The sequence below is a fragment of the Streptomyces sp. NPDC033216 genome (assembly GCF_055577115.1).
On the sequence record NZ_JBVIQK010000002.1, the window covers coordinates 196576 to 220000 of the forward strand.

The following is a 23425-nucleotide window of genomic DNA, read 5'->3' on the forward strand; positions in this document are numbered from 1 at the left end:
CCGGACGCGAGGGCCTAGACGGGCAGTCTGCGGAACAGCCCGCGCGGCAGATGCCGCAGCCCCGACATCACCAGGCGCAGCACCCCCGGCACCCACACCGTCTCCGAGCGCCGCCGCAGCCCCAGTTCGACGGCGGCCGCGACCTCCTCGGGGGTGGTCGCCAGCGGCGCCTCCTCCAGCCCGGCGGTCATCCTCGTACGGACGAAGCCGGGGCGTACGACCATGACGTGGACGCCCGTCCCGTGCAGCGCGTCGCCCAGCCCCTGGGCGAAGGCGTCGAGGCCGGCCTTGCTGGAGCCGTAGATGAAGTTGGCACGGCGGGCCCGCTCGGCGGCGACGGACGACAGCACGACCAGGGAGCCGTGGCCCTGGGCCTGGAGGGCGCGGGCCGCGACCAGCCCCGCCGACACCGCGCCCGTGTAGTTGGTCTGCGCGACGCGCACGGCGGCCACCGGGTCGCGCTCGTCGTGGGCCTGGTCGCCGAGCAGGCCGAAGGCGAGCAGCACCACGTCGATGTCGCCCTCCGCGAACACCTTGCCGAGCACGCTCTCGTGCGCCTCGGGGTCGAGGGCGTCGAAGGCGACGGTGCGCACGTCGGCGCCGAGGGCCCGCAGGTCCGCGGCGGCCGACTCAAGGGCGGGCGTGGGACGCCCGGCCAGCCAGACCGTGCGGGTGCGGCGGGCGAGCAGACGGCGCGCGGTGGCGAGCGCGATCTCGGACGTGCCTCCTAGGACGAGAAGGGACTGGGGAAGGCCGAAGGCGTCCTTCACGACTGCTCCTGGGTTCTGGAGGGGGTTCTAGAGGGTGAGTCGGCGAGCGAGGTCGGACACGAAGACCCCGCGGGGGTCCAGCTCCGCGCGCAGGGCGCGGAAGTCGTCCAGTCGCGGATACATCGCGGCGAGCAGGTCCGGTCGCAGCCTGGAGTCCTTGGCGAGGTAGACGCGTCCGCCGGCGGCGGCGACCTCCGCGTCGAGTTCGTCGAGGAAGACGCCGAGGCCGGGCAGGTTCGCGGGGATGTCCAGGGCCAGCGTCCAGCCGGGCACGGGGAAGGACAGCCAGCCGGGGTCGGCGTCCCCGAACCGTTTGAGGACGGCGAGGAAGGACGGGCAGCGGCGCCGCGCGATGCGGGCCACGATCCGGCGCAGGGTCTCCTCCCGGCCGTGGCCGACGACGAACTGGTACTGCACGAAGCCGGCGCGGCCGTAGACACGGTTCCAGTGCGGGACGCCGTCGAGGGGGTGGAAGAAGGCCGACAGTCGCTGGAGTTCGCCGGTACGCGCGCGGGGCGCCCTGCGGTACCACAGTTCGTTGAACAGGCCCACGGTCCGGCGCGTGAGCAGCCCCTCGGGGACGTACGCGGGCGCGGCCGGGAGCCGGGCGGGGCGGAAGGACAGCGGGGCGTTGCGTGCCCGTGCGGGCAGCGCGGCGAGGGGGGCGTGGTCGCCGCGGGTCAGGACGGCGCGGCCGGTGGCGGCGCCGCGGGCGAGCAGGTCGATCCAGGCGACCGAGTAGCGGTAGCGGTGGTCGGTCGCGGTCAGCCGGGCCATCAGGTCGTCGAGGTCGGTCGCGCGCTCGGTGTCGACGGACATGAGGGTCGTCTCGACGGGCTGGAGCCGGACGGTCGCCGTGAGGATCACGCCGGTCAGGCCCATGCCGCCCGCGGTCGCGTCGAAGAGCGCGGTGCCGGGGCGGACCGTGCGGACCGTGCCGTCGGCGGTGAGCAGCTCCAGCGACACGACGTGCCGGGAGAAGGAGCCGGACACGTGGTGGTTCTTGCCGTGGATGTCGGCGCCGATCGCCCCGCCGACGGTCACATAGCGGGTGCCGGGGGTCACCGGCACGAACCAGCCCAGCGGCAGCAGGACCTCCATGAGGTGGTGCAGGGAGACGCCCGCGTCGCACAGGACGCTGCCGCCGGCCACGTCGATGGCGTGGATCTGGTCGAGGCCCGTCATGTCGAGCACCGCCCCGCCGGCGTTCTGCGCCGCGTCTCCGTACGCCCGCCCCAGGCCGCGGGGGATGCCTCCGCGTGCCCCGCAGCCCCGGACGGCGTTCACGGCCTCCTCGTACGTCCTGGGACGGATCAGACGGGCGGTGGAGGGAGCGGTGCGGCCCCACCCCGTGACGGAAACGGTCTCGGCAGGCATGTCGGTGACCGTATCGCCCCTCTGGAAGCGATTAGTTTTGAAACATTCCATCCTCCCCGGAATGGGTGATTAATGGTATGTCGCTCGATATTGCCGGAGTTCCGGCCCTTCTGGCGTGAACAGTGAACCCACATGGACGACTTGCAGTACATCGACGGCATCGACGGCATCGACGGCATCGACGGCACGGACCGCACGGACGGCATGGAGACCGGCATCGACCACCGCGTCCTCACGGCGGTCCACGCCCGTGGCGCCGATCCGCGCGTGGCGGCCGCGGCCCGCGCCCTGTCCTGGGTGGGCGAGCACGGAGCGCTGTGGCTCGCGGCGGGCCTCGCGGGAGCCGCCCTCGACGGCGCCCGGCGCGGCGCCTGGCTGCGCGCCACCGCGCTCACCGCGGGTGCGCACCTCGCCAGCATGGGCGTGAAACGGATCGTGCGCCGGCCTCGTCCCGCGCACGTCGAGCCCCTGGTCCGCACCGTCGGACGCCACTCCTTCCCGAGTTCGCACGCGACCTCGGCCGCGGCCGCCGCCGTCGCCTACGGCGCCCTCGGGGCGCACGCCGTGCCCCCGCTCGCCGCCGCGATGTGCCTGTCACGCCTGGTGGTCGGGGTGCACTACCCCTCCGACGTGGCCGCGGGGGCGGCCCTCGGAGCACTCGCTGCGCGCGTCGGCACCCGCTGGGTGAAGGCCGGCGCGCACGGGGTCCGGGGAGGCGTCCATGACTGAGGCCGCGCCCCTCGCCGAGACCCACCGCCGTGCGGAGACACGCTCCCCGGAATCCGCCCTCCTCGGACAGCGCACCCGCCGCCATCCCGGCACCGACCCCACCCCGCCCACCGGCGACGCGACACCCACCGGCTCCCTGGCGGCCGGCCTGCTGCGCACCGCCCGCCCCAAGCAGTGGGTGAAGAACGTCCTCGTCGTCGCCGCCCCCGCCGCGGCCGGACAGCTGTTCACCGTCCACGCCCTCACCGAACTCGCGCTCGTCATCGTCCTGTTCACCGCCTGCGCCGCAGCCGTCTACCTCGTCAACGACGCCCGTGACGCCGAGGCCGACCGCGCCCACCCCACCAAACGGCACCGCCCGGTCGCCGCCGGACAGGTCCCGGTCCCCGTCGCGTACGCCGTCGGAGGCGCCCTCGCGCTCCTCGCGCCGGCCGCCGCGGCCTGGCTGGCCACGCCGGCCGTCGCCGTGCTCCTCACCGCCTACCTGGGCATGCAACTGGCGTACTGCGTCAGCCTGAAGCACGTCCTCGTCGTCGACCTCGTCGTCGTCACCACCGGCTTCCTGATGCGGGCCATGGTCGGCGGGCTCGCGCTCGGCATCCCGCTGTCGCGCTGGTTCCTGATCACCACCGGGTTCGGGGCGCTGTTCATGGTGTCGGCCAAGCGCTACTCCGAGGCCGTGCAGATGGCCGGGACGGCGGGCGCCACGCGCGCGCTGCTCACCGAGTACACCACCGGCTACCTGCGCTTCGTCTGGCAGCTCGCGGCCGGGGTCGCCGTGCTCGGCTACTGCCTGTGGGCCCTGGAGGAGGGCGGCGTCCCGCACACCAGCGTGCTGCCCTGGCGCCAGCTGTCCGTGGTCGCCTTCGTCCTGGCCGTCCTGCGCTACGCCGTCTTCGCCGACCGCGGCACCGCGGGCGAACCCGAGGAGGTCGTCCTCGGCGACCGCGCCCTCGCCCTGATCGGTCTGGCCTGGCTCCTCATGTACGGGCTGGCGGTGGCCGATTGGTGACGCGCCGTCCCACCGTCGGTCACCGTCGCGCGGTTCCGGGGTAGACGGACGGCACGGGTGCTCGCCGGAGTACCGCGCGGATCTGACAAGGGCGGAAGCGGATCATGGACTGGCTGAAGAAGCTCCCCGGAATCGGGCCGTGGATCGCGCGCCTGACCGCCACGCACGCGTGGCGGTCGTACGAGCGGCTCGACCGGGTGCAGTGGACGATGCTGGCGGCCGCGATGACGTTCACCAGCTTCGTCGCGCTCTTCCCCCTGCTCACCGTGGCCGCCACGATCGGCGCCGCCACCCTCGGTCCCGAGCGGCAGAAGGAGCTCCAGGACAGGATCACCGACCAGGTGCCCGGCATCTCCGACCGGTTGAACATCGACGACCTGGTGCAGAACGCGGGCACCATCGGCCTCATCGCCGGTGCCGCCCTGCTGTTCACCGGCGTCGGCTGGGCGGGCTCGACGCGCGAGTGCCTGCGGGCGGTGTGGGAGCTGCCCGACGAGGAGGAGAACCCGGTCCTGCGCAAGGCCAAGGACCTGGGGATCCTCCTGGGACTCGGCGGCGCCGTCCTCGTCACCCTCGCCATCTCCACCGTCGCCTCCGCGATGGTCGGCTGGATCATCGAGCAGGCGGGCATCGACGAGTCCGGCTGGGGCGGCACCCTGCTGCGTGTCGTCGCGTTCCTCGTCGCCGTCCTCGCGGACTTCCTGCTCCTGCTGTACGTCCTGACGCTGCTGCCGGGCGTCGAGCCGCCGCGCCGCCGCCTGATGGTGGCGGCGCTGACCGGCGCCGTCGGTTTCGAGCTGCTGAAACTGCTGCTCAGCGGCTATATGCAAGGGGTGGCCGCGAAGAGCATGTACGGCGCCTTCGGCGTCCCCATCGCCCTGCTGCTGTGGATCAACTTCACCGCGAAACTGGTCCTGTTCTGCGCCGCGTGGACCGCGACGCGGAGCGAGGACACCGACTCCGGCACCGACCCGCGCGCAGCGGACGGGGTCAGCGACGGCGGCGCACCAGATCCGGCAGCGGCCAGCGGCGGTTGACGAGGAACGCGGCACCGGCGAGCAGCGCCAGCACCCCGCCGGTGATCGCCATGGCGACCCCGATGCCACCGGAGCCGTTCTTCGCGACCGCGCCCGCCACCGGTAGGTCGGACACGTTGCCGACGCCTCCGGCCTCCCCGCCGCCACCGGAGTCCGCGCCGGGCTGCGCGCCGGCCGGCGCGGCGCTTCGCGGCGGGACCAGCTCGCCCACCGGGGCCACCTTGCCGACCGCCTGGAAGCCCCAGTCGAACAGGGCGGCGGTCTCCTTGTAGACCTCGTTGTGGTCGTCCTTCTCCGGGTTCATCACCGTGACGAGCAGCACCCGCCCGTTGCGCTCGGCCACGCCGGTGAAGGTTGCGCCGGCGTTGGTGGTGTTGCCGTTCTTGACGCCCGCGATCCCCTGGTACTGGCTTATGTCGTAGTCGCCGGTCAGCAGGCGGTTGGTGTTCTGGATCTCGAAGGTCTCCCGGACCGCCTTGCCCTTCTTGTTCTTCGTCGTGGCGCCCGGGAACTTCGCGGTCAGCGTCGAGCAGTACTCGCGGAAGTCCTTCTTCTGGAGCCCGGAGCGGGCGATCAGCGTCAGGTCGTACGCCGAGGAGACCTGGCCGGGGGCGTCGTAGCCGTCGGGGGAGACCACGTCGGTGTCGAGGGCCTGAAGCTCGTCGGCGTGGTCGTTCATCTGCTTGACCGTGTCCGCGACGCCGCCGTTCATCGACGACAGGACGTGCACGGCGTCGTTGCCGGAGCGCAGGAAGACGCCGAGCCACAGGTCGTGGACCGAGTAGGTCTCGCCCTCCTTTATGCCGACGAGGCTGGAGCCGGCGCCCACCCCCTCCAGATCCTTCAGCCCGACCTTGTACTGCGTGGCCTTGGGGAACTTCGGCAGGAGGGTGTCCGCGAAGAGCATCTTCATGGTGCTCGCCGGGGGCAGCCGCCAGTGCGCGTTGTGCGCGGCGAGCACGTCGCCGGACTCGGCGTCCGCGACGATCCAGGACCGCGCGGTGAGGTCCTTCGGCAGCACCGGCGCCCCGCCGGCGAGCTGGACCTGCGTCCCGGCCTTCCCGAGGCGGGCGCCGCCCAGGGACGACATCGTCGCCGGGGGAGTGGCCGACGGACGGCTCGAAGCCGAAGCCGAAGCCGAAGCCGAAGCGGACGGCGAGCCGGCGGCCGGAGCCGAGGCCGACGGACGGGCCGAAGGCGTGGCGGAGGGCGAACCGGCGGCCGGGGCCGAGGGCGACGGGCTCGGCGCCGCCGCGGACACGTGCGCGGTCAGCGCGAGGGAGGCGAATGTCGCGGAGGCGACCAGCAGGGTCCGCCGGGCGGTCTGCTTCAGGGGTGCGGGCACGACGGAGAAAGTACCTGGCACGCGACGGGAAGTCCCGTCCCCCTCCCCACCCCCGTCATGGAACCGGACACCGGGCGGCGATACTGAACGTATGAAGCTCAGCCGCCGGGTGTCCTGGTTCCTTCTCGCCTTCGGGGTGTGGAGCTGGGTCATCTGGGTCACTTTCGTCAAAAACCTGATCAAGGACGGCAGCGGTCTCGCGTTCGACGACGGCGACCCCACGGCCTACTTCTGGGTCCATCTGACGCTCGCCGTCGTCTCCTTCGTACTGGGGACGGTCGTCGGGGGCATCGGGTTGCGCGGACTGCGTGCCCTGCGCCGAAACTCATAGCCCGACGCCAAGCCCACAGCGGGGATACGACGACCGTGGCCATCCTTCTCGTGCTGCTCGCCCTTGCGGTCCTGGCCGTTCTGATCGGGGCCAACTGGTACCTGTGGCGCCGCCTGTTCCGCGACACGACCCGCTCCTCCGGCTGGGTCCGGCGCGGCGGCGCGGCGCTGGTCGCGGGCGGCTGGGCCCTCGCCGTCGGTGCCCTGGTCGCCGAACGCACCGGCGCCCCCTTCTGGCTCCAGCGCGTGCTGTCCTGGCCGGGCTTCCTGTGGCTGGCGCTGTCGGTCTACCTGCTGCTGGCGGTCCTGGCGGGCGAGGTCGTACGGCCGCTGCTGCGGCGTGCTCTGGAGCGCCGGACGCCCGCCGAGGTGCCGGTGACGCGGCCGGCGGAGGCACGGCACGAGGAGACGGAGTCCGTGCCGGCGTCCCCTCGGCCGGGCGCGCAGCCCACGCCGCCCGAGGCCCCGCGGGACACCGGCTCCCCGCTCCTCGCCGCCCCCTCCCGCCGCCTGTTCGTGTCACGGGTCATCGGCGGCGCCGCGGCCGTGGCCGCCGCCGGGACGGTCGGCTACGGCACCTACGGCGTCCTGCGCGGCCCCGCCGTGAAACGGGTGACGGTCCCGCTGGCCAGGCTGCCGCGCGCGGCACACGGGTACCGGATCGCCGTCGTCAGCGACATCCACCTGGGCCCGGTCCTCGGCCGCGGTTTCGCGCAGAAGGTCGTCGACACCGTCAACGGCACACAGCCCGACCTGATCGCGGTCGTCGGCGACCTGGTCGACGGCAGCGTGAAGGACCTCGGGCCGGCGGCCGCCCCCCTCGCCCAGCTGAAGGCCCGGCACGGCAGCTTCTTCGTCACCGGCAACCACGAGTACTTCTCCGGGGCCGAGCAGTGGGTGCGGGAGGTACGGCGGCTCGGCCTGCTCCCCCTGGAGAACGCGCGGACCGAACTGCCGTGGTTCGACCTGGCCGGTGTCAACGACATCGCGGGCGAGAGCGAGGGCCGGGGCCCCGACTTCACGAAGGCGCTGGGCGGCCGGGACCCGGCACGCGCGTGCGTGCTCCTCGCCCACCAGCCGGTGCAGATCGACGACGCCGTCGAGCACGGCGTCGACCTCCAGCTCTCCGGCCACACCCACGGCGGCCAGCTCTGGCCCGGCAACCTCGTCGCCGCCGCCGCGAACCCGACCGTCGCGGGCCTGGAGCGCTACGGCGACACCCAGCTCTACGTCTCGCGCGGCGCCGGCGCCTGGGGCCCGCCCACCCGCGTGGGCGCCCCCTCGGACATCACGGTCATCGAACTGGCGTCGAAGCGGGCCTGAGAACCGTCGGGGAAGAGGGACGCGCCGGGCTACGCGGGGCGGCCCGGCGGCTGTTTCCTGGCCGGATCCGGGAGGGCCCTCGTCATGCCGGGCAGGAAGTCCGTGAACAGCTCGTGCACCTCGTGGACGAGCGGCCGCAGCACCCGGAAGCGGGCCAGCGACACACCACGCGCGGTGAGGCGCGCGCCCCGCTCCGCGAGCCGGTAGCTGCGCTCGCGGCCCTCCGTGCGGTCGAAGATCCAGTACAGGACGAGACCCATCTGGGAGAGCCACATCAACTGGGGCAGCACCTCCCGCAGTTCCTCCGGCACCTTCGCCTTCGACCCGGCCAGCACCTCCTTGTGGACGTCGATGGCCTCCTCGCGCGCGTGCTCCGACTCCGGGGAGAAGGGGCTCAGCGGGCTGTCCGGGTCGGCGGCGTTCTTGAAGAACTGCACCGCGAACTCGTGGTACGGCGTGGCCACGTCCAGCCAGATCCGCAGCACTCCCGCCAGACGGGCCTCCAGGTCCGTCTCCCGCTCCAGCAGCTCCCCGATGGCCGCCCGGTGTTCGGCGGCGAGCCGGTCGTAGAAGCCCTGGATCAGATGCTCTTTGCCGGCGAAGTAGTAGTACGCGTTGCCGACGGAGACCCCGGCCTCCGCGGCGATGGCCCGCATCGTCGTCCTGTCGTAGCCGCGCTCCTGGAACAGCCGCATCGCCGTCTCCAGGATCAGCGCGCGGGTCTGCTCCGACTTCGTCGGATGGGCGGCTTCGGAGGACCGGGTCGGGGGAGCGGCCTCGGCGGGGCCGTCGTTGTTCGCGGGCACGGGAAGAGAGCCTAACCAGTGGGGCAGGAGCCGTCGCCACAGGCGCGGGGACGGCGCCGGGAGCAGCCCGTGGCGTGCGGGACGGGGAGCCGGCGTACCGGGACGCGCGCGGTGTACCGGTGGGCGGCGGCCCCGGTGGCCTGCCGGGCGGTCGCGGGGGTCAGGCTGCGGCCGTGGGGGCGTCCCGTGCCCGCGGCGCGCCGGGCGGCACCCGCTCTCCCCCCCCGGCCGGCGTCACATCCTCCGGCCCAGCTCCGGCCGCTTGGAGTAGTCCGTGAAGCCCAGGACGTTCCCCCAGGGGTCGGCGACCTCGACCGTCCAGCCGGTGGCCGCGGGGAACGGCTCGTCCAGGGTGCCGATCCCCGCGTCCGCCAGCGCGCGGGCCGCCACGCGCGCGTCCGGCACCTCCAGCCAGACACGCGGGGAGGGCCATGGCGGCGGCCGGTGCCCGAGCGCCTCCTCCGCGCGCAGCAGGATGCCGGGCGTCTCGCCCCCGACCTTCAGCAACGCGATCCCGGCCTCGTCGAACCGGAACGCCACGGCGAACCCGGCCCGCTCGTAGAACCTCACGGCCTCACCGAGGTCGCCGACGGGCAGCAGGACGTTGTCGAACCCGAGCAGTTCGTAGGACTCGTCGTCTGACATACCGTCAGAATAGGTGGATGACGGAACGAATCAGGTGATTGTCGACGGCCGCGCCCGGGCGGGACGGTCCGGAGCGGCGGGGCCTCGCCGCGTCCTCGCCCCGCCCTTGCGTGGACCTGGCTTCACCGGCGGCGGAACCTTCGTGCAAGATGACGTCAACTCACTTCGTCCGCTCATCCGAACCACCTCGGGGGTCACCTTGTCCGAACAGCCGCAGCAGCCGCAGCAGCCGCAGCAGCCGCCCCAGCCCGGCTACGGCTACCCCAACGCCGGCCAGCAGCCCTACCCCGGCGGTCAGCCCGGCCAGCCCGGTCCCTACGGCGCCCCGCAGCAGGGCTACCCGCAGGCCGGCTACCAGCAGCAGGGCTACCAGCAGGGCGGCTACCCGCCCCCCGGTGCCGTCCCGCCCGGCGCCTACACCGGCGACCCCAACGCCCCCTACGGCTACGACCCCTACGGCCGACCCCTCTCCGACAAGTCGAAGATCATCGCGGGCATCCTCCAGCTGTTCCTCGGCACCTTCGGCGTCGGCCGTTTCTACATCGGCCACGTCGGCATGGGCCTCGCCCAGCTGTTCACCTGCGGCGGCCTCGGCATCTGGGCGCTGATCGACGGCATCATCCTGCTCACCAGCAACGACAAGACCGACGCCCAGGGCCGGATCCTGCGTGGCTGACGTAGTGGGCGGGGAGCCCGGCTCCCTCCTGCGACACCCGGCGGCGGCACCCCTCGCGGTGCTCGCCGCCGGTACGGCCGGCTCGGCCTACCTGTACGTCACCGATCCGCACGAGGGGGGCCATCTGCTGCCCCGGTGCCCGTTCCGCCTCGTCACCGGCCTCCTGTGCCCCGCGTGCGGCGGCACGCGCATGACGTACGACCTGATGCACGGTCACCTCGGCGCCGCCTGGCTGGACAACCGGGCCCTGCTCCTCGCCTCGCCCCTCGCCCTCGCGCTGTTGGGCCGCTGGATGTGGGAGGGTCTGCGCGGTCGCCGCTGGCGGCCCACGCTCGGCAAGCGCGCCCAGGCCGCGATCCTGGGGCTCGCCGTGACGTGGACCGTCGTGCGCAACGTCCTCTAGCGCTGCCTTCAGGGCCACTTGCGGAGCGACGTCCTCCCGAGCGTCCCGCCGGAGCCCACGCGTGCCCCCGTGACGCCGGTCCGCGAACCCCGTCGGGTACCCGGCAATCGGCCGGACTTGATCACGGAACAGGAACGATCGTTCGTCCCCACTCCCATTCTTACCTTCGTCTTATCTAGGCTCACGGCTCACAGGGGGGACGTCCGCACCGCCGAAAGGCGTCTGCGCGGACGTGGTCGACGCACGGTCGGCGTAGGTGGAACTCGCATCCCTCCTGGAGTACCCGTTCCGGAGCAACCAGCTTCGGGAAGGCCTGAACACGAAGCAAACCAGGAGCAGTTCTCATGACCGTCCCCACTCCCGAGGCCCCCTACGGCGTCGACCCGATGGGCCGCCCGTACTCCGACAAGTCGAAGATCGTCGCGGGCATCCTCCAGCTCTTCCTGGGCACCCTCGGCATCGGCCGCTTCTACGTGGGCTCCGTCGGCGTGGGCGTCGCCCAGCTCCTCACCTGTGGTGGCCTCGGCATCTGGGCGCTCATCGACGGCATCCTGTTCCTGACGAGCAACGACCGCACCGACGCCCAGGGCCGCGTCCTGCGCGGCTGATCTCGTCGGCGCAACGCCGAGGGCCCCGCTCCGACATGGAGCGGGGCCCTCGGCGTCGCGCAGGGATCAGTAGCGGCGGGTGATCAGCGCCCGCTTCACTTCCTGGATCGCCTTGGTGATCTCGATGCCACGCGGGCACGCGTCCGTGCAGTTGAACGTCGTACGGCAACGCCACACGCCGTCACGGTCGTTCAGGATCTCCAGACGCTGCTCGCCGGCCTCGTCGCGCGAGTCGAAGATGAACCGGTGCGCGTTGACGATGGCCGCCGGTCCGAAGTACTGCCCGTCGTTCCAGAAGACCGGGCACGAGGACGTGCACGCGGCGCACAGGATGCACTTCGTGGTGTCGTCGAAGCGCTCGCGGTCCTCGGCCGTCTGGAGCCGCTCACGCGTCGGCTCGTTGGTGTCCTTCGTGACGAGGAAGGGCATGACGTCGCGGTACGCCTGGAAGAACGGCTCCATGTCGACCACGAGGTCCTTCAGGACCGTGAGGCCCTTTATGGGCTCGACCGTGATCGGCTTCTCGGGGCTGATGTCCTTGATCAGCGTCTTGCAGGCGAGACGGTTCTTGCCGTTGATCCGCATCGCGTCGGAGCCGCAGATGCCGTGGGCGCAGGAGCGGCGGAAGGTCAGGCTGCCGTCCAGCTCCCACTTGATCTTGTGGAGAGCGTCGAGGACACGCTCCTTGGGGTCGATCTCCACCGGGAAGTCCTCCCAGACCGCCTCGGCCGAGACCTCAGGGTTGAACCGGCGGATCCGGAAGGTGACGGTGATGTAGGGGGAATCGGCGAAACCGGGCTCGGGGGCCGAGTCAGCCTTGTCCAGAACAGGGGTAGCCATCAGTACTTACGCTCCATCGGCTGGTAGCGGGTCTGGACGACCGGCTTGTAGTCGAGACGGATGGACTCGGTGCCGTCGTCGCCCACCTCGCGGTACGCCATGGTGTGGCGCATGAAGTTGACGTCGTCGCGGTTGGGGTAGTCCTCGCGGTAGTGACCGCCGCGGGACTCCTTGCGGGCGAGGGCCGACACGGCCATGACCTCGGCCAGGTCGAGCAGGTTGCCCAGCTCGACGGCCTCCAGCAGGTCGGTGTTGAACCGCTTGCCCTTGTCCTGGATCGAGACGTTCAGGTAGCGCTCGCGCAGCTCGGCGATCTTCTCGACCGCCGTCTTGATCGTCTGCTCGGTGCGGAACACCATGACGTTGGCGTCCATGGTCTCCTGCAACTCGCGACGGATCGTCGACACCCGCTCGGTGCCCGTCGAGGTGCGCAGCCGCTCGATCTGCTCGACGACGAGGGAGGCGGGGTTCTCCGGCAGCTCGACGTAGTCGGCCTTCTGCGAGTACTCGGCGGCGGCGATGCCCGCGCGCTTGCCGAACACGTTGATGTCCAGCAGCGAGTTCGTGCCCAGCCGGTTGGCGCCGTGCACGGACACGCACGCGACCTCACCGGCGGCGTACAGACCGGGCACCACCGTGGTGTTGTCGGCGAGCACCTCACCCTCGACGTTCGTCGGGATGCCGCCCATCGCGTAGTGCGCGGTGGGCTGGATCGGGATCGGGTCCGTGTACGGCTCGATACCGAGGTAGGTCCGCGCGAACTCGGTGATGTCCGGCAGCTTGGCGTCCAGCTGCTCCGGCGGCAGGTGCGTGAGGTCGAGGTAGACGTGGTCGCCCTCGGGGCCGCAGCCGCGGCCCTCACGGATCTCGGTGTAGATGGACCGGGACACGACGTCACGCGACGCCAGGTCCTTCATGACGGGTGCGTACTTCTCCATGAAGCGCTCGCCGTCCTTGTTGCGGAGGATGCCGCCCTCACCGCGGGCGCCCTCCGTCAGCAGGATGCCCATGCGCCAGATGCCGGTCGGGTGGAACTGGAAGAACTCCATGTCCTCCAGCGGGATGCCGCGACGGTAGACCGCCGCCTGCCCGTCACCCGTCAGCGTGTGCGCGTTCGAGGTCACCTTGAAGAACTTGCCGGTGCCGCCCGAGGCGTAGATCACGGCCTTCGCCTGGAAGACGTGGATCTCGCCGGTGGCCAGCTCGTACGCCACGACGCCGGCCGACTTCTTGACGCCGTCGACCTCGGTGATCAGCTGGTCCAGGACGTAGAACTCGTTGAAGAACTCCACGCCCTCCTTCACGCAGTTCTGGTACAGCGTCTGAAGGATCATGTGGCCGGTGCGGTCGGCCGCGTAGCAGGACCGGCGGACCGGGGCCTCGCCGTGGTTGCGGCTGTGACCGCCGAAGCGGCGCTGGTCGATCGTGCCGTTCGGGGTGCGGTTGAACGGCAGGCCCATCTTCTCCAGGTCGAGGACCGAGTCGATGGCCTCCTTCGCCAGGATCTCGGCGGCGTCCTGGTCGACCAGGTAGTCACCGCCCTTGATCGTGTCGAAGGTGTGCCACTCCCAGTTGTCCTCCTCCACGTTGGCCAGCGCGGCGGCCATGCCGCCCTGCGCCGCGCCCGTGTGGGAGCGGGTGGGGTAGAGCTTCGTCAGGACCGCGGTCCGGCTGCGCTTCGTCGACTCGATGGCCGCGCGCATACCGGCGCCGCCGGCGCCGACGATGACGGTGTCGTACTTGTGGATCTTCATGAGTGGATTACCTCAGCCCCGTGCCTAGCGGATGTTCGGGTCGAAGGTGAAGATCACCAGCGTGCCCAGCAGGATGGTGAACACCGTGGCGGTGTAGAGCAGGCCCTTCAGCCACAGCCGGGTGTTCGCGCGCTCCGCGTAGTCGTTGATGACCGTGCGCAGGCCGTTGGCGCCGTGCAGCATCGCCAGCCACAGCATCAGCAGGTCCCAGGCCTGCCAGAACGGCGAGGCCCAGCGGCCGGCCACGAAGGCGAAGCCGATCTTGGACACGCCGCCGTCCAGCACCAACTGGATCAGCAGGTGACCGAGGACGAGGACGACCAGCACCACGCCGGAGAGGCGCATGAACAGCCAGGCGGCCATCTCGAAGTTGCCCCGGGTCGACTTCGGGGACTTCTTGGTCCGCTGGCGCGGTGCCTCGATCAGGGGCGCCGGATTGTCGACGTTGTACTGGGACGCGCCCTCGACGGGGCCGATCCCGGACGCGGTGGTTTCACTGGTGGCCATCTGTCTCAGCTCCCGAAGAATTCACGAGCGGCGTGGCCGAGGACGGGGTAGATCGCCCCGAGCATCAGCACGACCCAGATGCCCATGACGGTCCAGAACATCTGCTTCTGGTAGCGCGGGCCCTTCGACCAGAAGTCGACGGCGATGACACGCAGGCCGTTCAGCGCGTGGAAGAGGATGGCGGCCACCAGGCCGTACTCCAGCACGGCGACGATGGGGGTCTTGTACGTGGCTACGACCTTGTCGTAGTCCTCGGGGGAGACACGCACGAGTGCGGTGTCCAGCACGTGTACGAACAGGAAGAAGAAGATGAGGACGCCGGTGACTCGATGAGCCACCCAGGACCACATTCCTTCCCGGCCGCGGTACAGCGTTCCAGCCGGCACGGAAGAACCCTCCGGGAGCGGGGATTGGGGCCTGCCGGCTTCGGTGTCGGACGGGCCCGGCCGGGTACGGTCCACCGGCCCCCAGCATCGTAGCCACGCGCGGGCGCTCGGCTTACAGGGGGCCTACCGGTGTGATCAATGTGGCACGCGAAGGAGTGAGCGGGTGGGGCAAATGGGGTGGGGTGTGCCGTTATCTGCCGGGTGCCGCGGCATTGTGGCTGGTCGCGCGGCTCCTCGCGCCGCTCAGTCGCTCCGGCAGACGCTGCCTCGCCAGGCGTCGCAGCTCCTCCGCGGCCACCTCCCGCTCCTTCTCCGGATCGTTCGTCAATCGTGACCGGATGGCTTCCAGAACGTAGTCCTGGGTCTCCATCGGCGGGATGCCGTCCAGGCAGAGGACGAACCTGTGTCCGAAGCGGGCCTCGTAGGCCGCGTGTGCCGCGCCGAGCGCCATGTGCGCCGCGCCGTACGCGTCCTCCGGCAGGGAGGGCAGGGACTCCGCCGCCAGCGCTTCCGTCAGGTCCCCCGCCGTCAGGTCGTACGCCGCCTCGTCCGACGCCGCCAGGAGGGCGTCCAGGGTGGGGTACGGGCGGTGGGCGGTGACGCGGTGGGCCCAGCGCAGGCTGTGGAGGCAGGTGAGGAGGACGCGCTGGGCCTCGGCGGCGGGCGCGCCGTTGAACCCGTCCAGCGCGGCGGGGGCCGGCGGAGGGGTCCGTGTCTGTTCCGGGAGGGTCGGTATGGCGATCCGGCCCGGAAGGCCGGAGAGACGGTGCGCGGGCAGCGTGGATCCTCGTCACGTGTGGTGTGGCAGGGGATGCGGGGATGAGTGTGACCTCACGTTATCGAGAGTGGGCATGACGTGTCCGACGGATGCCCGAATTTCACCCGCACGGGAGAGTTTCGGGACGGGCGGTGGACTCCTCCGGCGCGCCCCGGCCGGCCGGGGGTCGTAAGTTGACGGGGTGAGCAGGCACAGGCATCGGCGCGTGGCGCCGGAGAAGAGGCCGCAGGAGAAGGCCGTACGGCGGGCCCTGCTGGCGGGCGGGCTGGTCGTCGTGCTCGGGGCGGGCGTGGGCGTCTGGGCCTCCGGGGACGGCGGGGCGCCCGCGGGGTCGGCGGCGGACCGGGCCGGCGGTGTGAGCGGTGATCCGGCCCCGTCGGCGTCGAGCGCGAGCCCGACCCCCAGCCGGTCGTACGCCCTCTCCAAGGCCCCCCGGACGATCCCCGCCGTCCGTGCGCACACCCCCGCGCGCGGGCCGGGCTGGCGGCCGGCCCCCGAACAGCGGGTCGTGGTGAGCGACGGGGACCTGGCCGACGAGGGCCGGCTGGTCGCCGGCGAGCTGGGGATGACGTACGCGGGCGAGCGGGACGACGTACGCGCCGGGGACCTGCGGCTGGCGCTCAACGACGACGAGGGCGCGGACCCGGAGTCGTACACCATGACCGTGCGCGGCGGGCGGGTGACCGTCAGCGGGCCGTCCGACGCGGGCGTGTTCTACGGCACCCGCACCCTGAAGCAGGAGGTGCACGGCGGCGGCACGGCCCCGGAGGGCGTCGTGCGCGACGAGCCGGCCAAGCCGCGCCGCGGGTTCATGCTGGACATCGCGCGCAAGAACTTCACGGCCGGGTGGATCGAGGACCGGGTGCGGGAGCTGGGGGACCTGAAGTTCAACGAGATCGGGCTGCACTTCTCCGACGACCAGGCCTTCCGGATCGAGTCCGACACCCACCCCGAGATAGTCTCCCCGCAGCACCTGACCAAGGCCCAGGTCAGGAAGATCGTCGACCTGGCGGAGAGTCGGCACATCACCGTGGTGCCCGAGATCGACTCGCCCGGACACCTGGGTGCTGTCCTCGCCGCCCACCCCGAACTGCAACTGCGCGACGCGCGCGGTGTCGCCACGCGGGGGGCGATCGACATCTCCAAGGACGCCTCCGCCGCCCTCCTCGACGATCTGCTCGACGAGTACGCCGAGCTGTTCCCCGGCGGGCAGTGGCACCTGGGCGGCGACGAGTACCAGGCCCTCACCGTCTCGAACCCCGAGGCCTCCTACCCGCAGCTCGCCGCCGCCGCGCGGGAGCGGTACGGCTCGGGCGCGACCGTCGCCGATCTCGCCACCGGCTGGCTCGACGACCGCGCCGACACGGTCCGCACCCACGACCGCACCGTGCGGGCCTGGAACGACGGCTTCTTCAAGGGCACGTCCGTGAAGGCCGACGCCGCCCTCCAGGTCGCCTACTGGACCGGCAAGGAGATCGGCGCGCGCCCGCCCGTCGACTACCTGAGCGCGGGCCGCGGGGTCGTCAACTACAACGACGAGTACCTGTACTACGTCCTCGGTCAGCCGCAGACCTTCGTCTACCCGACCGGGCAGCGGATCTACGAGCAGTGGACCCCGCGCGTACTGCGCGGCACGACGCCGGTGCCCGCGCGCTACGACGGCCGGATCCTCGGCGCAACCTTCGCCGTCTGGTGCGACCTGGCGAACTCGCAGACCCAGGACCAGGTCGCGGCCGGCATCCGGATGCCGCTGCGGGCGACCGTGCAGAAGCTGTGGGACCCCGGCACGCCGGAGCTGTCCTGGGCCCAGTTCAAGGCGCTGGCGGGCCGGCTGGGGTGAGCGCTCGTCGCAGTGCCTCTCCACTTGGCCGAAAAGGTCTCCTCCCGCCCCCTGTGACACTCCTCGGCTGTCGCACGCAGTAAGGGGAAGTGCGGGCTCCGTAAGGGTGGTGCCCTGGACAGGGAGGCGTGAATGAGTCTGGTGGACCTCATCGCCCGGGCAGACGAGCGCGGACTGGCCGCGAGCGGACTGGCTTGTTTGGATCGGTGCGTGCCTCTCCTCGGGGGCGACGACGAGATCCTGCGCCCGCTGTGGGGGAACCTCACGGATGCCTCTGACGCGGCCGACTGGGGCGGACTCCTGGAACAGATCCGCGGCAAGCTGGGCGCCGGCGGCGCCGAGGCCGGGGGTGACGACGAGGCCGTCCTGCTCGCCCGGCGGATGCTGGCGGCGGCCCCCGCCGAACGCACCGCGGCGGAGCTGCGGGTCTGGGCGGACGCCTGCTCGGTCGCCGCGCTCCGGATCCACCGGCTCCTCGACCCGGCCGACGACCCCTCCTCCCTCGACTCCCGCCGCGCCGGCCGTACGCAGGACATGCCGCCGCTGGCCGGTGCGGAACTGCGCCGCCAGGTCACCGTCCTGGAGGTGCTCGCCGGGCACGGCGCGGGCGGGCTGCGCCGGGCCCTGGAGGTGTCCGTCGAGGGCCGCCGGGTGCTGCGGGCGGTGGTATCGCGCAGGGCGCGCGGGCGGGGGTGACCGGAAACAGCGGATCCACGGGCGCGCGGCGCCTCGGCGCGCCGTCGGCACGGGTGTTCCTGTCCGTGTCCGTGGTGCGGGGACGGTGGGGCGGTCCTGCGCCGGTCCTGGGAACGGCCCCTCACGGCGTGACGGAAAGCGGGCGGACCCCGCTGTTCGGTATGTGACGTGGAATGTGACTCAGGGCGCGACGGGCGCCGCGCCGGGAGTTCCGGCGCCGGAGCGGACCCAGCCGGGCGGCAGGCCCACCGCCGCCGCGAAGCCGGTGCGGTGGGCGGCGGACGCCGTGACGGCGCTGCGCGAGGGCGCACGGCTGCACCTCGACTACTCGGCGCAGAGCCTGTGGCGCGTCGACCGGGTGATCGACGAGTTGCGGCGCGAGGACACGCCGTACGGCGCTGTGGAGAGTGTGCTGCGCGGACTCGGGGCGTACGCCGGTGAGGTGATCGTCCGCCGGACCGGCGGCGAGTGGTGGGCGGTGGGCGGCGACCACTGGGTCCGTACCCCCGACGGCCGGTTGTGGGACCCGGTCGACGAGGCCCGCCGCTGCTTCGGCGGTCATGGTTCCCTGCGCCTGCTGTGCCGGGACGCGACCGGCTAGCCCCGCCCCGACACGGAGACCGCGAGGGGCTCGGCGCGGTTCCCCGCGCCGAAGTCCTGCTCGTGCCGGCGCCGGGTGACGGGATCGCCCACGCGGCCGGCAGGGGCTGCCTTCGGCTCGATCGTTGTGACCAGTGACACAACGGGCACCCGTGACGCCTCCGCGGCCCGATCCGCTGGAGCAGGCGGGGGGACCTGGCTCGACGGCCTCCCCGGCCGAGGGGAGGGGACGGACCCAATGGATGACGCGGGTGGGATGAGAGCGCGCGCGGCCGCCTTCGTCGCGCGCGTCGGCGCACGCGGCCGGCTGCCGCTGGACTACTCCGTCGCCAGCCTGCGCGTTGTCGACTTCCTGGTCGACGGGGTGCGCAAGGGTGGCGCGGACCGGGCGCGGGCGCACGACACGCTGGTCGAACTCGGGGCTTACGTCGGGGAGGTGCTGGTCCGCCGGGCCGGCGCGGTGTGGGTCGACCTCGACGACCGGCAGCGGGCCTGGTTCGGCCAGCCCGTCGGGGTGCGCATGCCGGACGGACGGGTCTGGAACCCCCTCGGCAAGGTCGTCAACCGCTTCGAGGCGAGCGGCACCGACGAGTCCCTGCACATCTTCTACCTGACCCTGCACGGCAGGGCCCGACGGACCCCGGCCAGGGGTGCGTCGGCCGGGGAGGCAGCGGCCTGACGCGGGGACACGCCGTCGGCGTCGGCACGGTCCCACGGGGGTGGGCCGAGCCGCTGCCGACGGTGTCCTGTGACACTTCTGTAAGGCCTGACGCTGATGACCGTGGGGGCGAGGACGCGGCCGGGACGTATGACGGCGCGTTCGTCACGCACCCGCCACGAACTCCGCACGAACGAGGACAGTCTTGGGCCAGGGAGGGGAACCCCGGCGCGCGCAGGCGTACGACGGGGAACTGGGCGCGGCGGTAGAGCGGGCCCAGGACGGCGACGAGTCCGCGTTCGCGGTCGCGTACCGGATCGTGCAACCGGGGTTGCTCGGCTATCTGCGCGGCATCGTCGGCGACGACGCCGAGGACGTCGCCTCCGACGCATGGCTGGAGATCGCCCGCGACCTCGGGCGGTTCAAGGGCGACGGCGCGGGATTCCGGGGCTGGACGGCGACCATCGCCCGGCACCGGGCCCTGGACCATCTGCGCAGGCTGCGCGTGCGGCCCCGGTCGGCGGCGCTCGAACAGGACGTGCTCGACCTGCCCGGTCCGCACGACACCCACGAGCAGGTCGTGGAGTCCCTGTCCACCGAGCGGGCCCTGGAGCTGGTGCGCGGGTTGCCGCCCGACCAGGCCGAGGCCGTACTGCTGCGGGTCGTGGTCGGTCTGGACGGCCCCGCCGCGGCCCGCGTCCTCGGCAAGCGCCCCGGCGCGGTCCGCACGGCCGCCCACCGGGGGCTGAAGCGGCTCGCGGGCCAGCTCGGCGGCGGCGGCGAAGGTGTGACGGATGACGGCCCCCGGACGCTGGGGGAGTCGGGATGAACGGTGACGGTCACGGCCCGTACGGATCTGGGGCGGCGGCCGTACCCGGAGGCAGAGGTCGAACAAGCACGACAGGCGGAATCGGACATGGGTGAACGGATGAGCGGCGGCGAGGACGTCCACCGCCGACACGCACACCCCGCCCGCTCCGCCCCGGACACGGACGCTCACCCGCGGGTGGAAGCGCTGCTCGCGCGCGCCCTGCGGAACACGGCCGGCGGACCCGACCGCGAAGGGCAGGCCGTCGACGCCTTCCGGGCCGCGCGGGACGCCGGTGCGCACCGGGCCCGTACCCGGCGGCGCGACGACTGGCAACCCCGTGGGCGGCGGCACACCGTCCGCTCGCTGAAGGCCACGCTGTCCGCGCTCCTCGCGAGCCTCACGCTCGGCGGCGTCGCGGTAGCCGCGGTCACCGCGATCGGCTCGGTCGGTTCCCCGGCGGACACCTCGGACGGCGGTCGCAGCGCGTCGTCGTCCGCGAGCGCGCCCGACAGCCGGCGCGCCGAACCCGTTCGCACCCCGCCCTCCGGCATCTCCGCGGACCGGGACCGGCCCTCGGCCGCACAGGACACCGAGGCCCGGTGCCGCGCCTACGACGAGGTCACGGGCCGGGGCAGGGCGATGGAGACCACGGCGTGGCAGCGCCTGGTCGCCGCCGCGGGCGGCGAGGAGAACGTCACCGCCTACTGCGCGTCCCGGACCGCGCCGGCCACGACGACACCCGAGAGCAACGGCGAGGACGGCAGCGCCGACCCTGCCACCGCGAACGTCGGTGACCCCGCGAACAAGGGCAATGCCGGAAACAGCGGGAACCCCGGAGGCGCGGGGAACGCCGGAAACCCCGGAACCACAGGGAGCGCCGGAAAGAGCACCGGAGGGGCGGCAGGCGGCGGTCACGTCGGACGCACGGGGACCTCGGGGGACACCGGAAGCACCGGAAGCACCGGAAGCACCGGGAACGGTCGACCGCAGCCCGAGAAGACGTCGAAGGCCGAGGGCGGGGACCGGTAACCGGTTCAGGCCGACCCTCCGACGGTTGCCGTGGAGAGCCTGGCGGCCGTTGCTTCGGCGGCGCCGCCGAAGCAACGGCCGGGGCCGCCACCCCCCACAGGAGAGGCCCCGGCCGTCGCGCGGCACGGGCCGCGCGGCGACCCGTATCTCCTACAGCGCCATGAGTGCGTTTTCTGTCACACCCCGGGCCGGCGCGTCCGCGTCACGAGTCGGTTGCGGCTCGTCCGGACGTGGACGACCGGTGGTTTGAGGTCGTAACGTGCCTTTCGCGCCGGACGGCGGAAGGGCTGGAGCAGCGTGACCGACTGCGGCCGCGACCATGAGCGGCCCCGACCGTCTGCGGTCGGCGAACCGCACCATCGACGAGGAACCACGACGTGGGGGACGACGCGGAGCTGACAGCCGCGGTGCTTGCGGCACAGAACGGAGACGAGACCGCTTTCCGTGCTGTGTACCGCTCGGTGCACCCGCGGCTCCTCGGGTACGTCCGCACCCTGGTCGGCGACCACGACGCCGAGGACGTGGCCTCCGAGTCCTGGCTACAGATAGCGCGCGACCTGGAGCGGTTCAGCGGGGACGCCGACCGGTTCCGCGGCTGGGCCGCACGGATCGCCCGCAACCGGGCGCTGGACCACATCCGGATGCGCGGACGCCGCCCCGTCGCCGCCGGCGACGAGACGGAACTGACCGGCCGGGCCGCGGAGTCCGACACCGCGGGCGAGGCCATGGAGGCCCTCGCCACCGGCCGCGCCCTCGACCTCATCGCCCGCCTGCCGCGGGACCAGGCCGAGGCGGTCGTCCTGCGGGTGGTGGTGGGCCTCGACGCCAAGACGGCCGCCGAGACGCTCGGCAAACGGCCCGGCGCCGTACGCACGGCCGCGCACCGCGGGTTGAAGAAGCTCGCCGAGCTGCTCGGCGAGGACTCGGGGACGGCGGGCGCGCTCGACGCGCTGCCGGCGCAGCGAGGACCGGGGGGGCGCACGGTGACGTCCGGCGGTGTGACGCGTGCGAGCGCGCCGACGCAGAGGGACATGTGATGGCCGACGATCGCTGTGTCTTCCCCGGGGACGCGGAACTTCCCGCCGGCCCCGCGGCGGGCCGATCCACCCACCGCTGGCTGAACCGCGAGACGGCGGAACGCCTGCTGGCCGGTGAGGCGGCGGACAACACCGTCGCACCCGCCCACCGCGACGAGGCCGACCGGCTCGCGAGGACCCTGGGCGCGCTCGCCGCGATGTCGGCCGCGCCCGTCCCCGAGGACGAGGAACTCCCCGGCGAGGCGGCGGCTCTCGCCGCGTTCCGCAAGGTCCGGGCGGACCGCGCGCCGGCCGCGACGCCGGCCGTCCCCCACGGACAGACCTTCTCGTACGGGCAGGTCCTGCCCCACGGACAGGCCTTCCCCGAAGAGGCCCCGCCCGCCGCGGACGCCGACGTGGTGCGCATCGGCGGTCGTACCCCGTCGTACAGCCGCCGCCCCCGCTGGAGCCGCCCCGCGCGGCTGGGACTCGCCGCCGCGCTGACCGTCGGGATGGTCGGCGGGGCGGCGGTCGCGGCCGGCACCGGGGTCCTGCCCACGCCGTTCGAGGACGCCGAACCGGGCCCGGCGGCCTCCGTGTCGGCCACCGCGACGCCCGGACCGAACCGCCCGTTCGTCCCGCCCGTGCCCGGCACCGGCGGCGGTACCGGCTCCGCGACCCCCGACGGCGGGGCGGAGGGCAGTCCGGATCCGGGCTCGGACGGACCCGGCGACCCCGCCACCCGCGCCGACGCCCTGACCGAGTCCTGCCGTGCGCAGGGCGCCGGCCGGACGTTGGACGCCGAGCGCCGCGGCTCCCTGGAGCGCGCGGCGGGCGGTTCCGCGCGCGTACCGGCGTACTGCGCGGACCTCCTCGACGACCGGGGCGGCCAGAACTCCGGCGGGCCGGGCGGCGGCAAGGGCGAGCACGACGACGGCGACGAGCACGACGGCGGCCAGAACGGCCAGAACGGCGGCCGCAGTGGGGGCCAGGCGGGCGGGAAGACCGGCGGCACGACCGGCCAGGACGGCAAGGGCCGGGGCGGCGAGAAGAGCGACAAGGGCGATCAGGGCGGCAAGGGCGGCAAGGACACCGGGAAGAAGAACGGCAAAAAGACGGGGAAGCAGGACACCAAGGCTGCCAAGGGCTCCGAGGCCGGAAAACCGTCCGGTGGCGGCGACCGCGTCAGTGGCTCCTGACCTGCGACTTCGTGCGCCGTGAAAATTTCCTGCCGCAGGGTGTGACGTTTTCGGCGGCTCCAGCGCAGTAAGGAGTGAGCCGACTGGTCATCGGCCCTCGCACGGAGCCGGGGTTCCCCCCGTACCCACGGCTCGTGCACCTGGCGGGGGGGGGGGGGGGGGGGCCCGTTCCCCCCCCCCCCCCCCCCCCCCCCCCCCAAAAAAAAACAAACCCCACACCCCCCCCCCCCCCCACCGGAACAAACACCCA

Annotated in this window: 26 protein-coding genes; 16 read left to right on the forward strand and 10 right to left on the reverse strand. The window is 72.7% G+C overall.

Translation table 11 applies throughout. The features are described from left to right. Positions 1 to 14: 14 nt before the first annotated feature. Positions 15 to 770 carry a decaprenylphospho-beta-D-erythro-pentofuranosid-2-ulose 2-reductase gene (locus tag ACZ5Y0_RS04340; protein ID WP_469127092.1) on the reverse strand — a complete coding sequence of 252 codons (756 nt, stop codon included), beginning with the start codon at positions 768 to 770 and terminating at the stop codon, positions 15 to 17. Between the two features lie 27 nt (positions 771 to 797). Beyond that, entirely contained in the window at positions 798 to 2147 is a 1350-nt protein-coding gene (locus ACZ5Y0_RS04345) for an FAD-binding protein (RefSeq protein WP_469127093.1), read from the reverse strand. Positions 2148 to 2351: 204 nt separating this feature from the next. Here ACZ5Y0_RS04345 and ACZ5Y0_RS04350 point away from each other — a divergent pair, with 204 nt between their 5' ends. The 3 genes from ACZ5Y0_RS04350 to ACZ5Y0_RS04360 all read left to right on the forward strand — a co-directional run bounded on the left by ACZ5Y0_RS04350 (position 2352) and on the right by ACZ5Y0_RS04360 (position 4925). After that, positions 2352 to 2876 (forward strand): phosphatase PAP2 family protein, encoded by a 525-nt coding sequence (locus ACZ5Y0_RS04350; RefSeq protein ID WP_469127499.1) that lies wholly within the window; start codon positions 2352 to 2354, stop codon positions 2874 to 2876. Further along, a complete protein-coding gene (locus ACZ5Y0_RS04355; protein ID WP_469127094.1) occupies positions 2869 to 3888 on the forward strand; it encodes a decaprenyl-phosphate phosphoribosyltransferase in 1020 nt (339 codons plus the stop codon). Before ACZ5Y0_RS04350 ends, ACZ5Y0_RS04355 begins: the two co-directional genes overlap by 8 nt. A 104-nt stretch (positions 3889 to 3992) precedes the next feature. After that, complete coding sequence (locus ACZ5Y0_RS04360) at positions 3993 to 4925, forward strand: YihY/virulence factor BrkB family protein (RefSeq protein WP_469127095.1); 933 nt, start codon at positions 3993 to 3995, stop codon at positions 4923 to 4925. On the opposite strand, the gene ACZ5Y0_RS04365 is transcribed toward ACZ5Y0_RS04360, so the two are convergent. Beyond that, positions 4879 to 6270 carry a D-alanyl-D-alanine carboxypeptidase family protein gene (locus ACZ5Y0_RS04365; RefSeq protein WP_469127096.1) on the reverse strand — a complete coding sequence of 464 codons (1392 nt, stop codon included), beginning with the start codon at positions 6268 to 6270 and terminating at the stop codon, positions 4879 to 4881. The two genes, ACZ5Y0_RS04360 and ACZ5Y0_RS04365, sit on opposite strands and share 47 nt — an antisense overlap. A 91-nt stretch (positions 6271 to 6361) precedes the next feature. Here ACZ5Y0_RS04365 and ACZ5Y0_RS04370 point away from each other — a divergent pair, with 91 nt between their 5' ends. Beyond that, positions 6362 to 6601 carry an SCO4848 family membrane protein gene (locus tag ACZ5Y0_RS04370; RefSeq protein WP_469127097.1) on the forward strand — a complete coding sequence of 80 codons (240 nt, stop codon included), beginning with the start codon at positions 6362 to 6364 and terminating at the stop codon, positions 6599 to 6601. Positions 6602 to 6636: 35 nt separating this feature from the next. After that, the gene (locus tag ACZ5Y0_RS04375; RefSeq protein ID WP_469127098.1) at positions 6637 to 7923 is read left to right on the forward strand and encodes a metallophosphoesterase; all 1287 of its coding nucleotides are present in this window, start codon (positions 6637 to 6639) and stop codon (positions 7921 to 7923) included. A gap of 29 nt (positions 7924 to 7952) precedes the next feature. Here the strand turns inward: ACZ5Y0_RS04375 and ACZ5Y0_RS04380 are convergent, their stop codons facing one another. Both ACZ5Y0_RS04380 and ACZ5Y0_RS04385 read right to left on the reverse strand, forming a co-directional pair. After that, positions 7953 to 8729: a TetR/AcrR family transcriptional regulator gene (locus ACZ5Y0_RS04380; protein WP_469127099.1), complete on the reverse strand. Its 777-nt coding sequence runs from the start codon at positions 8727 to 8729 to the stop codon at positions 7953 to 7955. A 234-nt stretch (positions 8730 to 8963) separates the two neighbouring features. Continuing rightward, a complete protein-coding gene (locus ACZ5Y0_RS04385) occupies positions 8964 to 9374 on the reverse strand; it encodes a VOC family protein (protein WP_469127100.1) in 411 nt (136 codons plus the stop codon). A gap of 199 nt (positions 9375 to 9573) precedes the next feature. Between ACZ5Y0_RS04385 and ACZ5Y0_RS04390 the strand changes: the two genes are divergently transcribed. From ACZ5Y0_RS04390 to ACZ5Y0_RS04400, 3 genes are all read left to right on the forward strand, one after another. Then, complete coding sequence (locus ACZ5Y0_RS04390; RefSeq protein WP_469127101.1) at positions 9574 to 10050, forward strand: TM2 domain-containing protein; 477 nt, start codon at positions 9574 to 9576, stop codon at positions 10048 to 10050. Next, entirely contained in the window at positions 10043 to 10453 is a 411-nt protein-coding gene (locus ACZ5Y0_RS04395) for a DUF2752 domain-containing protein (protein WP_469127102.1), read from the forward strand. The genes ACZ5Y0_RS04390 and ACZ5Y0_RS04395 overlap by 8 nt, the downstream gene beginning before the upstream one ends. 344 nt (positions 10454 to 10797) lie before the next feature. After that, positions 10798 to 11061: a TM2 domain-containing protein gene (locus ACZ5Y0_RS04400; protein ID WP_073495377.1), complete on the forward strand. Its 264-nt coding sequence runs from the start codon at positions 10798 to 10800 to the stop codon at positions 11059 to 11061. Between the two features lie 66 nt (positions 11062 to 11127). Here the strand turns inward: ACZ5Y0_RS04400 and ACZ5Y0_RS04405 are convergent, their stop codons facing one another. The 5 genes from ACZ5Y0_RS04405 to ACZ5Y0_RS04425 all read right to left on the reverse strand — a co-directional run bounded on the left by ACZ5Y0_RS04405 (position 11128) and on the right by ACZ5Y0_RS04425 (position 15326). Beyond that, positions 11128 to 11901, reverse strand: coding sequence for a succinate dehydrogenase iron-sulfur subunit (locus ACZ5Y0_RS04405; RefSeq protein ID WP_469127103.1), 774 nt, complete (start codon positions 11899 to 11901; stop codon positions 11128 to 11130). Next, complete coding sequence (sdhA, locus tag ACZ5Y0_RS04410) at positions 11901 to 13655, reverse strand: succinate dehydrogenase flavoprotein subunit (protein ID WP_469127104.1); 1755 nt, start codon at positions 13653 to 13655, stop codon at positions 11901 to 11903. Before sdhA ends, ACZ5Y0_RS04405 begins: the two co-directional genes overlap by 1 nt. A gap of 24 nt (positions 13656 to 13679) precedes the next feature. Then, positions 13680 to 14162: a succinate dehydrogenase hydrophobic membrane anchor subunit gene (locus tag ACZ5Y0_RS04415; protein ID WP_469127105.1), complete on the reverse strand. Its 483-nt coding sequence runs from the start codon at positions 14160 to 14162 to the stop codon at positions 13680 to 13682. A 5-nt stretch (positions 14163 to 14167) separates the two neighbouring features. Continuing rightward, positions 14168 to 14548, reverse strand: coding sequence for a succinate dehydrogenase, cytochrome b556 subunit (gene sdhC, locus ACZ5Y0_RS04420; RefSeq protein ID WP_469127106.1), 381 nt, complete (start codon positions 14546 to 14548; stop codon positions 14168 to 14170). A gap of 190 nt (positions 14549 to 14738) precedes the next feature. Beyond that, entirely contained in the window at positions 14739 to 15326 is a 588-nt protein-coding gene (locus ACZ5Y0_RS04425) for a 2-oxo-4-hydroxy-4-carboxy-5-ureidoimidazoline decarboxylase (protein ID WP_469127500.1), read from the reverse strand. Positions 15327 to 15579: 253 nt separating this feature from the next. Between ACZ5Y0_RS04425 and ACZ5Y0_RS04430 the strand changes: the two genes are divergently transcribed. The 8 genes from ACZ5Y0_RS04430 (at position 15580) to ACZ5Y0_RS04465 (ending at position 23175) form a co-directional block, all read left to right on the forward strand. Next, on the forward strand, positions 15580 to 17166 hold the full coding sequence (locus ACZ5Y0_RS04430; protein ID WP_469127501.1) for a beta-N-acetylhexosaminidase: 1587 nt from the start codon (positions 15580 to 15582) through the stop codon (positions 17164 to 17166). Between the two features lie 132 nt (positions 17167 to 17298). Next, positions 17299 to 17862 (forward strand): hypothetical protein, encoded by a 564-nt coding sequence (locus ACZ5Y0_RS04435; protein ID WP_469127107.1) that lies wholly within the window; start codon positions 17299 to 17301, stop codon positions 17860 to 17862. Between the two features lie 265 nt (positions 17863 to 18127). After that, on the forward strand, positions 18128 to 18463 hold the full coding sequence (locus ACZ5Y0_RS04440; protein WP_469127502.1) for a hypothetical protein: 336 nt from the start codon (positions 18128 to 18130) through the stop codon (positions 18461 to 18463). 255 nt (positions 18464 to 18718) lie between these two features. Further along, the gene (locus ACZ5Y0_RS04445; RefSeq protein ID WP_469127108.1) at positions 18719 to 19141 is read left to right on the forward strand and encodes a hypothetical protein; all 423 of its coding nucleotides are present in this window, start codon (positions 18719 to 18721) and stop codon (positions 19139 to 19141) included. Between the two features lie 184 nt (positions 19142 to 19325). Next, complete coding sequence (locus ACZ5Y0_RS04450; protein ID WP_469127109.1) at positions 19326 to 19949, forward strand: RNA polymerase sigma factor; 624 nt, start codon at positions 19326 to 19328, stop codon at positions 19947 to 19949. Between the two features lie 87 nt (positions 19950 to 20036). Then, positions 20037 to 20960: a hypothetical protein gene (locus ACZ5Y0_RS04455; RefSeq protein ID WP_469127110.1), complete on the forward strand. Its 924-nt coding sequence runs from the start codon at positions 20037 to 20039 to the stop codon at positions 20958 to 20960. A 377-nt stretch (positions 20961 to 21337) separates the two neighbouring features. Further along, entirely contained in the window at positions 21338 to 21997 is a 660-nt protein-coding gene (locus ACZ5Y0_RS04460; RefSeq protein ID WP_469127111.1) for an RNA polymerase sigma factor, read from the forward strand. Next, positions 21997 to 23175, forward strand: a complete 1179-nt coding sequence (locus tag ACZ5Y0_RS04465; RefSeq protein WP_469127112.1) for a hypothetical protein — start codon at positions 21997 to 21999, stop codon at positions 23173 to 23175. The genes ACZ5Y0_RS04460 and ACZ5Y0_RS04465 overlap by 1 nt, the downstream gene beginning before the upstream one ends. Positions 23176 to 23425: the final 250 nt, after the last annotated feature.

Bases quoted from the DNA above. Each gene is read 5' to 3' on its own strand.
- ACZ5Y0_RS04345 (WP_469127093.1), bottom strand. From the start codon at position 2,147: ATGCCTGCCGAGACCGTTTCCGTCACGGGGTGGGGCCGCACCGCTCCC.
- ACZ5Y0_RS04350 (WP_469127499.1), top strand. From the start codon at position 2,352: ATGGAGACCGGCATCGACCACCGCGTCCTCACGGCGGTCCACGCCCGT.
- ACZ5Y0_RS04355 (WP_469127094.1), top strand. From the start codon at position 2,869: ATGACTGAGGCCGCGCCCCTCGCCGAGACCCACCGCCGTGCGGAGACA.
- ACZ5Y0_RS04360 (WP_469127095.1), top strand. From the start codon at position 3,993: ATGGACTGGCTGAAGAAGCTCCCCGGAATCGGGCCGTGGATCGCGCGC.
- ACZ5Y0_RS04370 (WP_469127097.1), top strand. From the start codon at position 6,362: ATGAAGCTCAGCCGCCGGGTGTCCTGGTTCCTTCTCGCCTTCGGGGTG.
- ACZ5Y0_RS04385 (WP_469127100.1), bottom strand. From the start codon at position 9,374: ATGTCAGACGACGAGTCCTACGAACTGCTCGGGTTCGACAACGTCCTG.
- ACZ5Y0_RS04400 (WP_073495377.1), top strand. From the start codon at position 10,798: ATGACCGTCCCCACTCCCGAGGCCCCCTACGGCGTCGACCCGATGGGC.
- ACZ5Y0_RS04405 (WP_469127103.1), bottom strand. From the start codon at position 11,901: ATGGCTACCCCTGTTCTGGACAAGGCTGACTCGGCCCCCGAGCCCGGT.
- sdhA (WP_469127104.1), bottom strand. From the start codon at position 13,655: ATGAAGATCCACAAGTACGACACCGTCATCGTCGGCGCCGGCGGCGCC.
- ACZ5Y0_RS04415 (WP_469127105.1), bottom strand. From the start codon at position 14,162: ATGGCCACCAGTGAAACCACCGCGTCCGGGATCGGCCCCGTCGAGGGC.
- ACZ5Y0_RS04435 (WP_469127107.1), top strand. From the start codon at position 17,299: ATGAGTCTGGTGGACCTCATCGCCCGGGCAGACGAGCGCGGACTGGCC.
- ACZ5Y0_RS04445 (WP_469127108.1), top strand. From the start codon at position 18,719: ATGAGAGCGCGCGCGGCCGCCTTCGTCGCGCGCGTCGGCGCACGCGGC.
- ACZ5Y0_RS04455 (WP_469127110.1), top strand. From the start codon at position 20,037: ATGGGTGAACGGATGAGCGGCGGCGAGGACGTCCACCGCCGACACGCA.
- ACZ5Y0_RS04465 (WP_469127112.1), top strand. From the start codon at position 21,997: ATGGCCGACGATCGCTGTGTCTTCCCCGGGGACGCGGAACTTCCCGCC.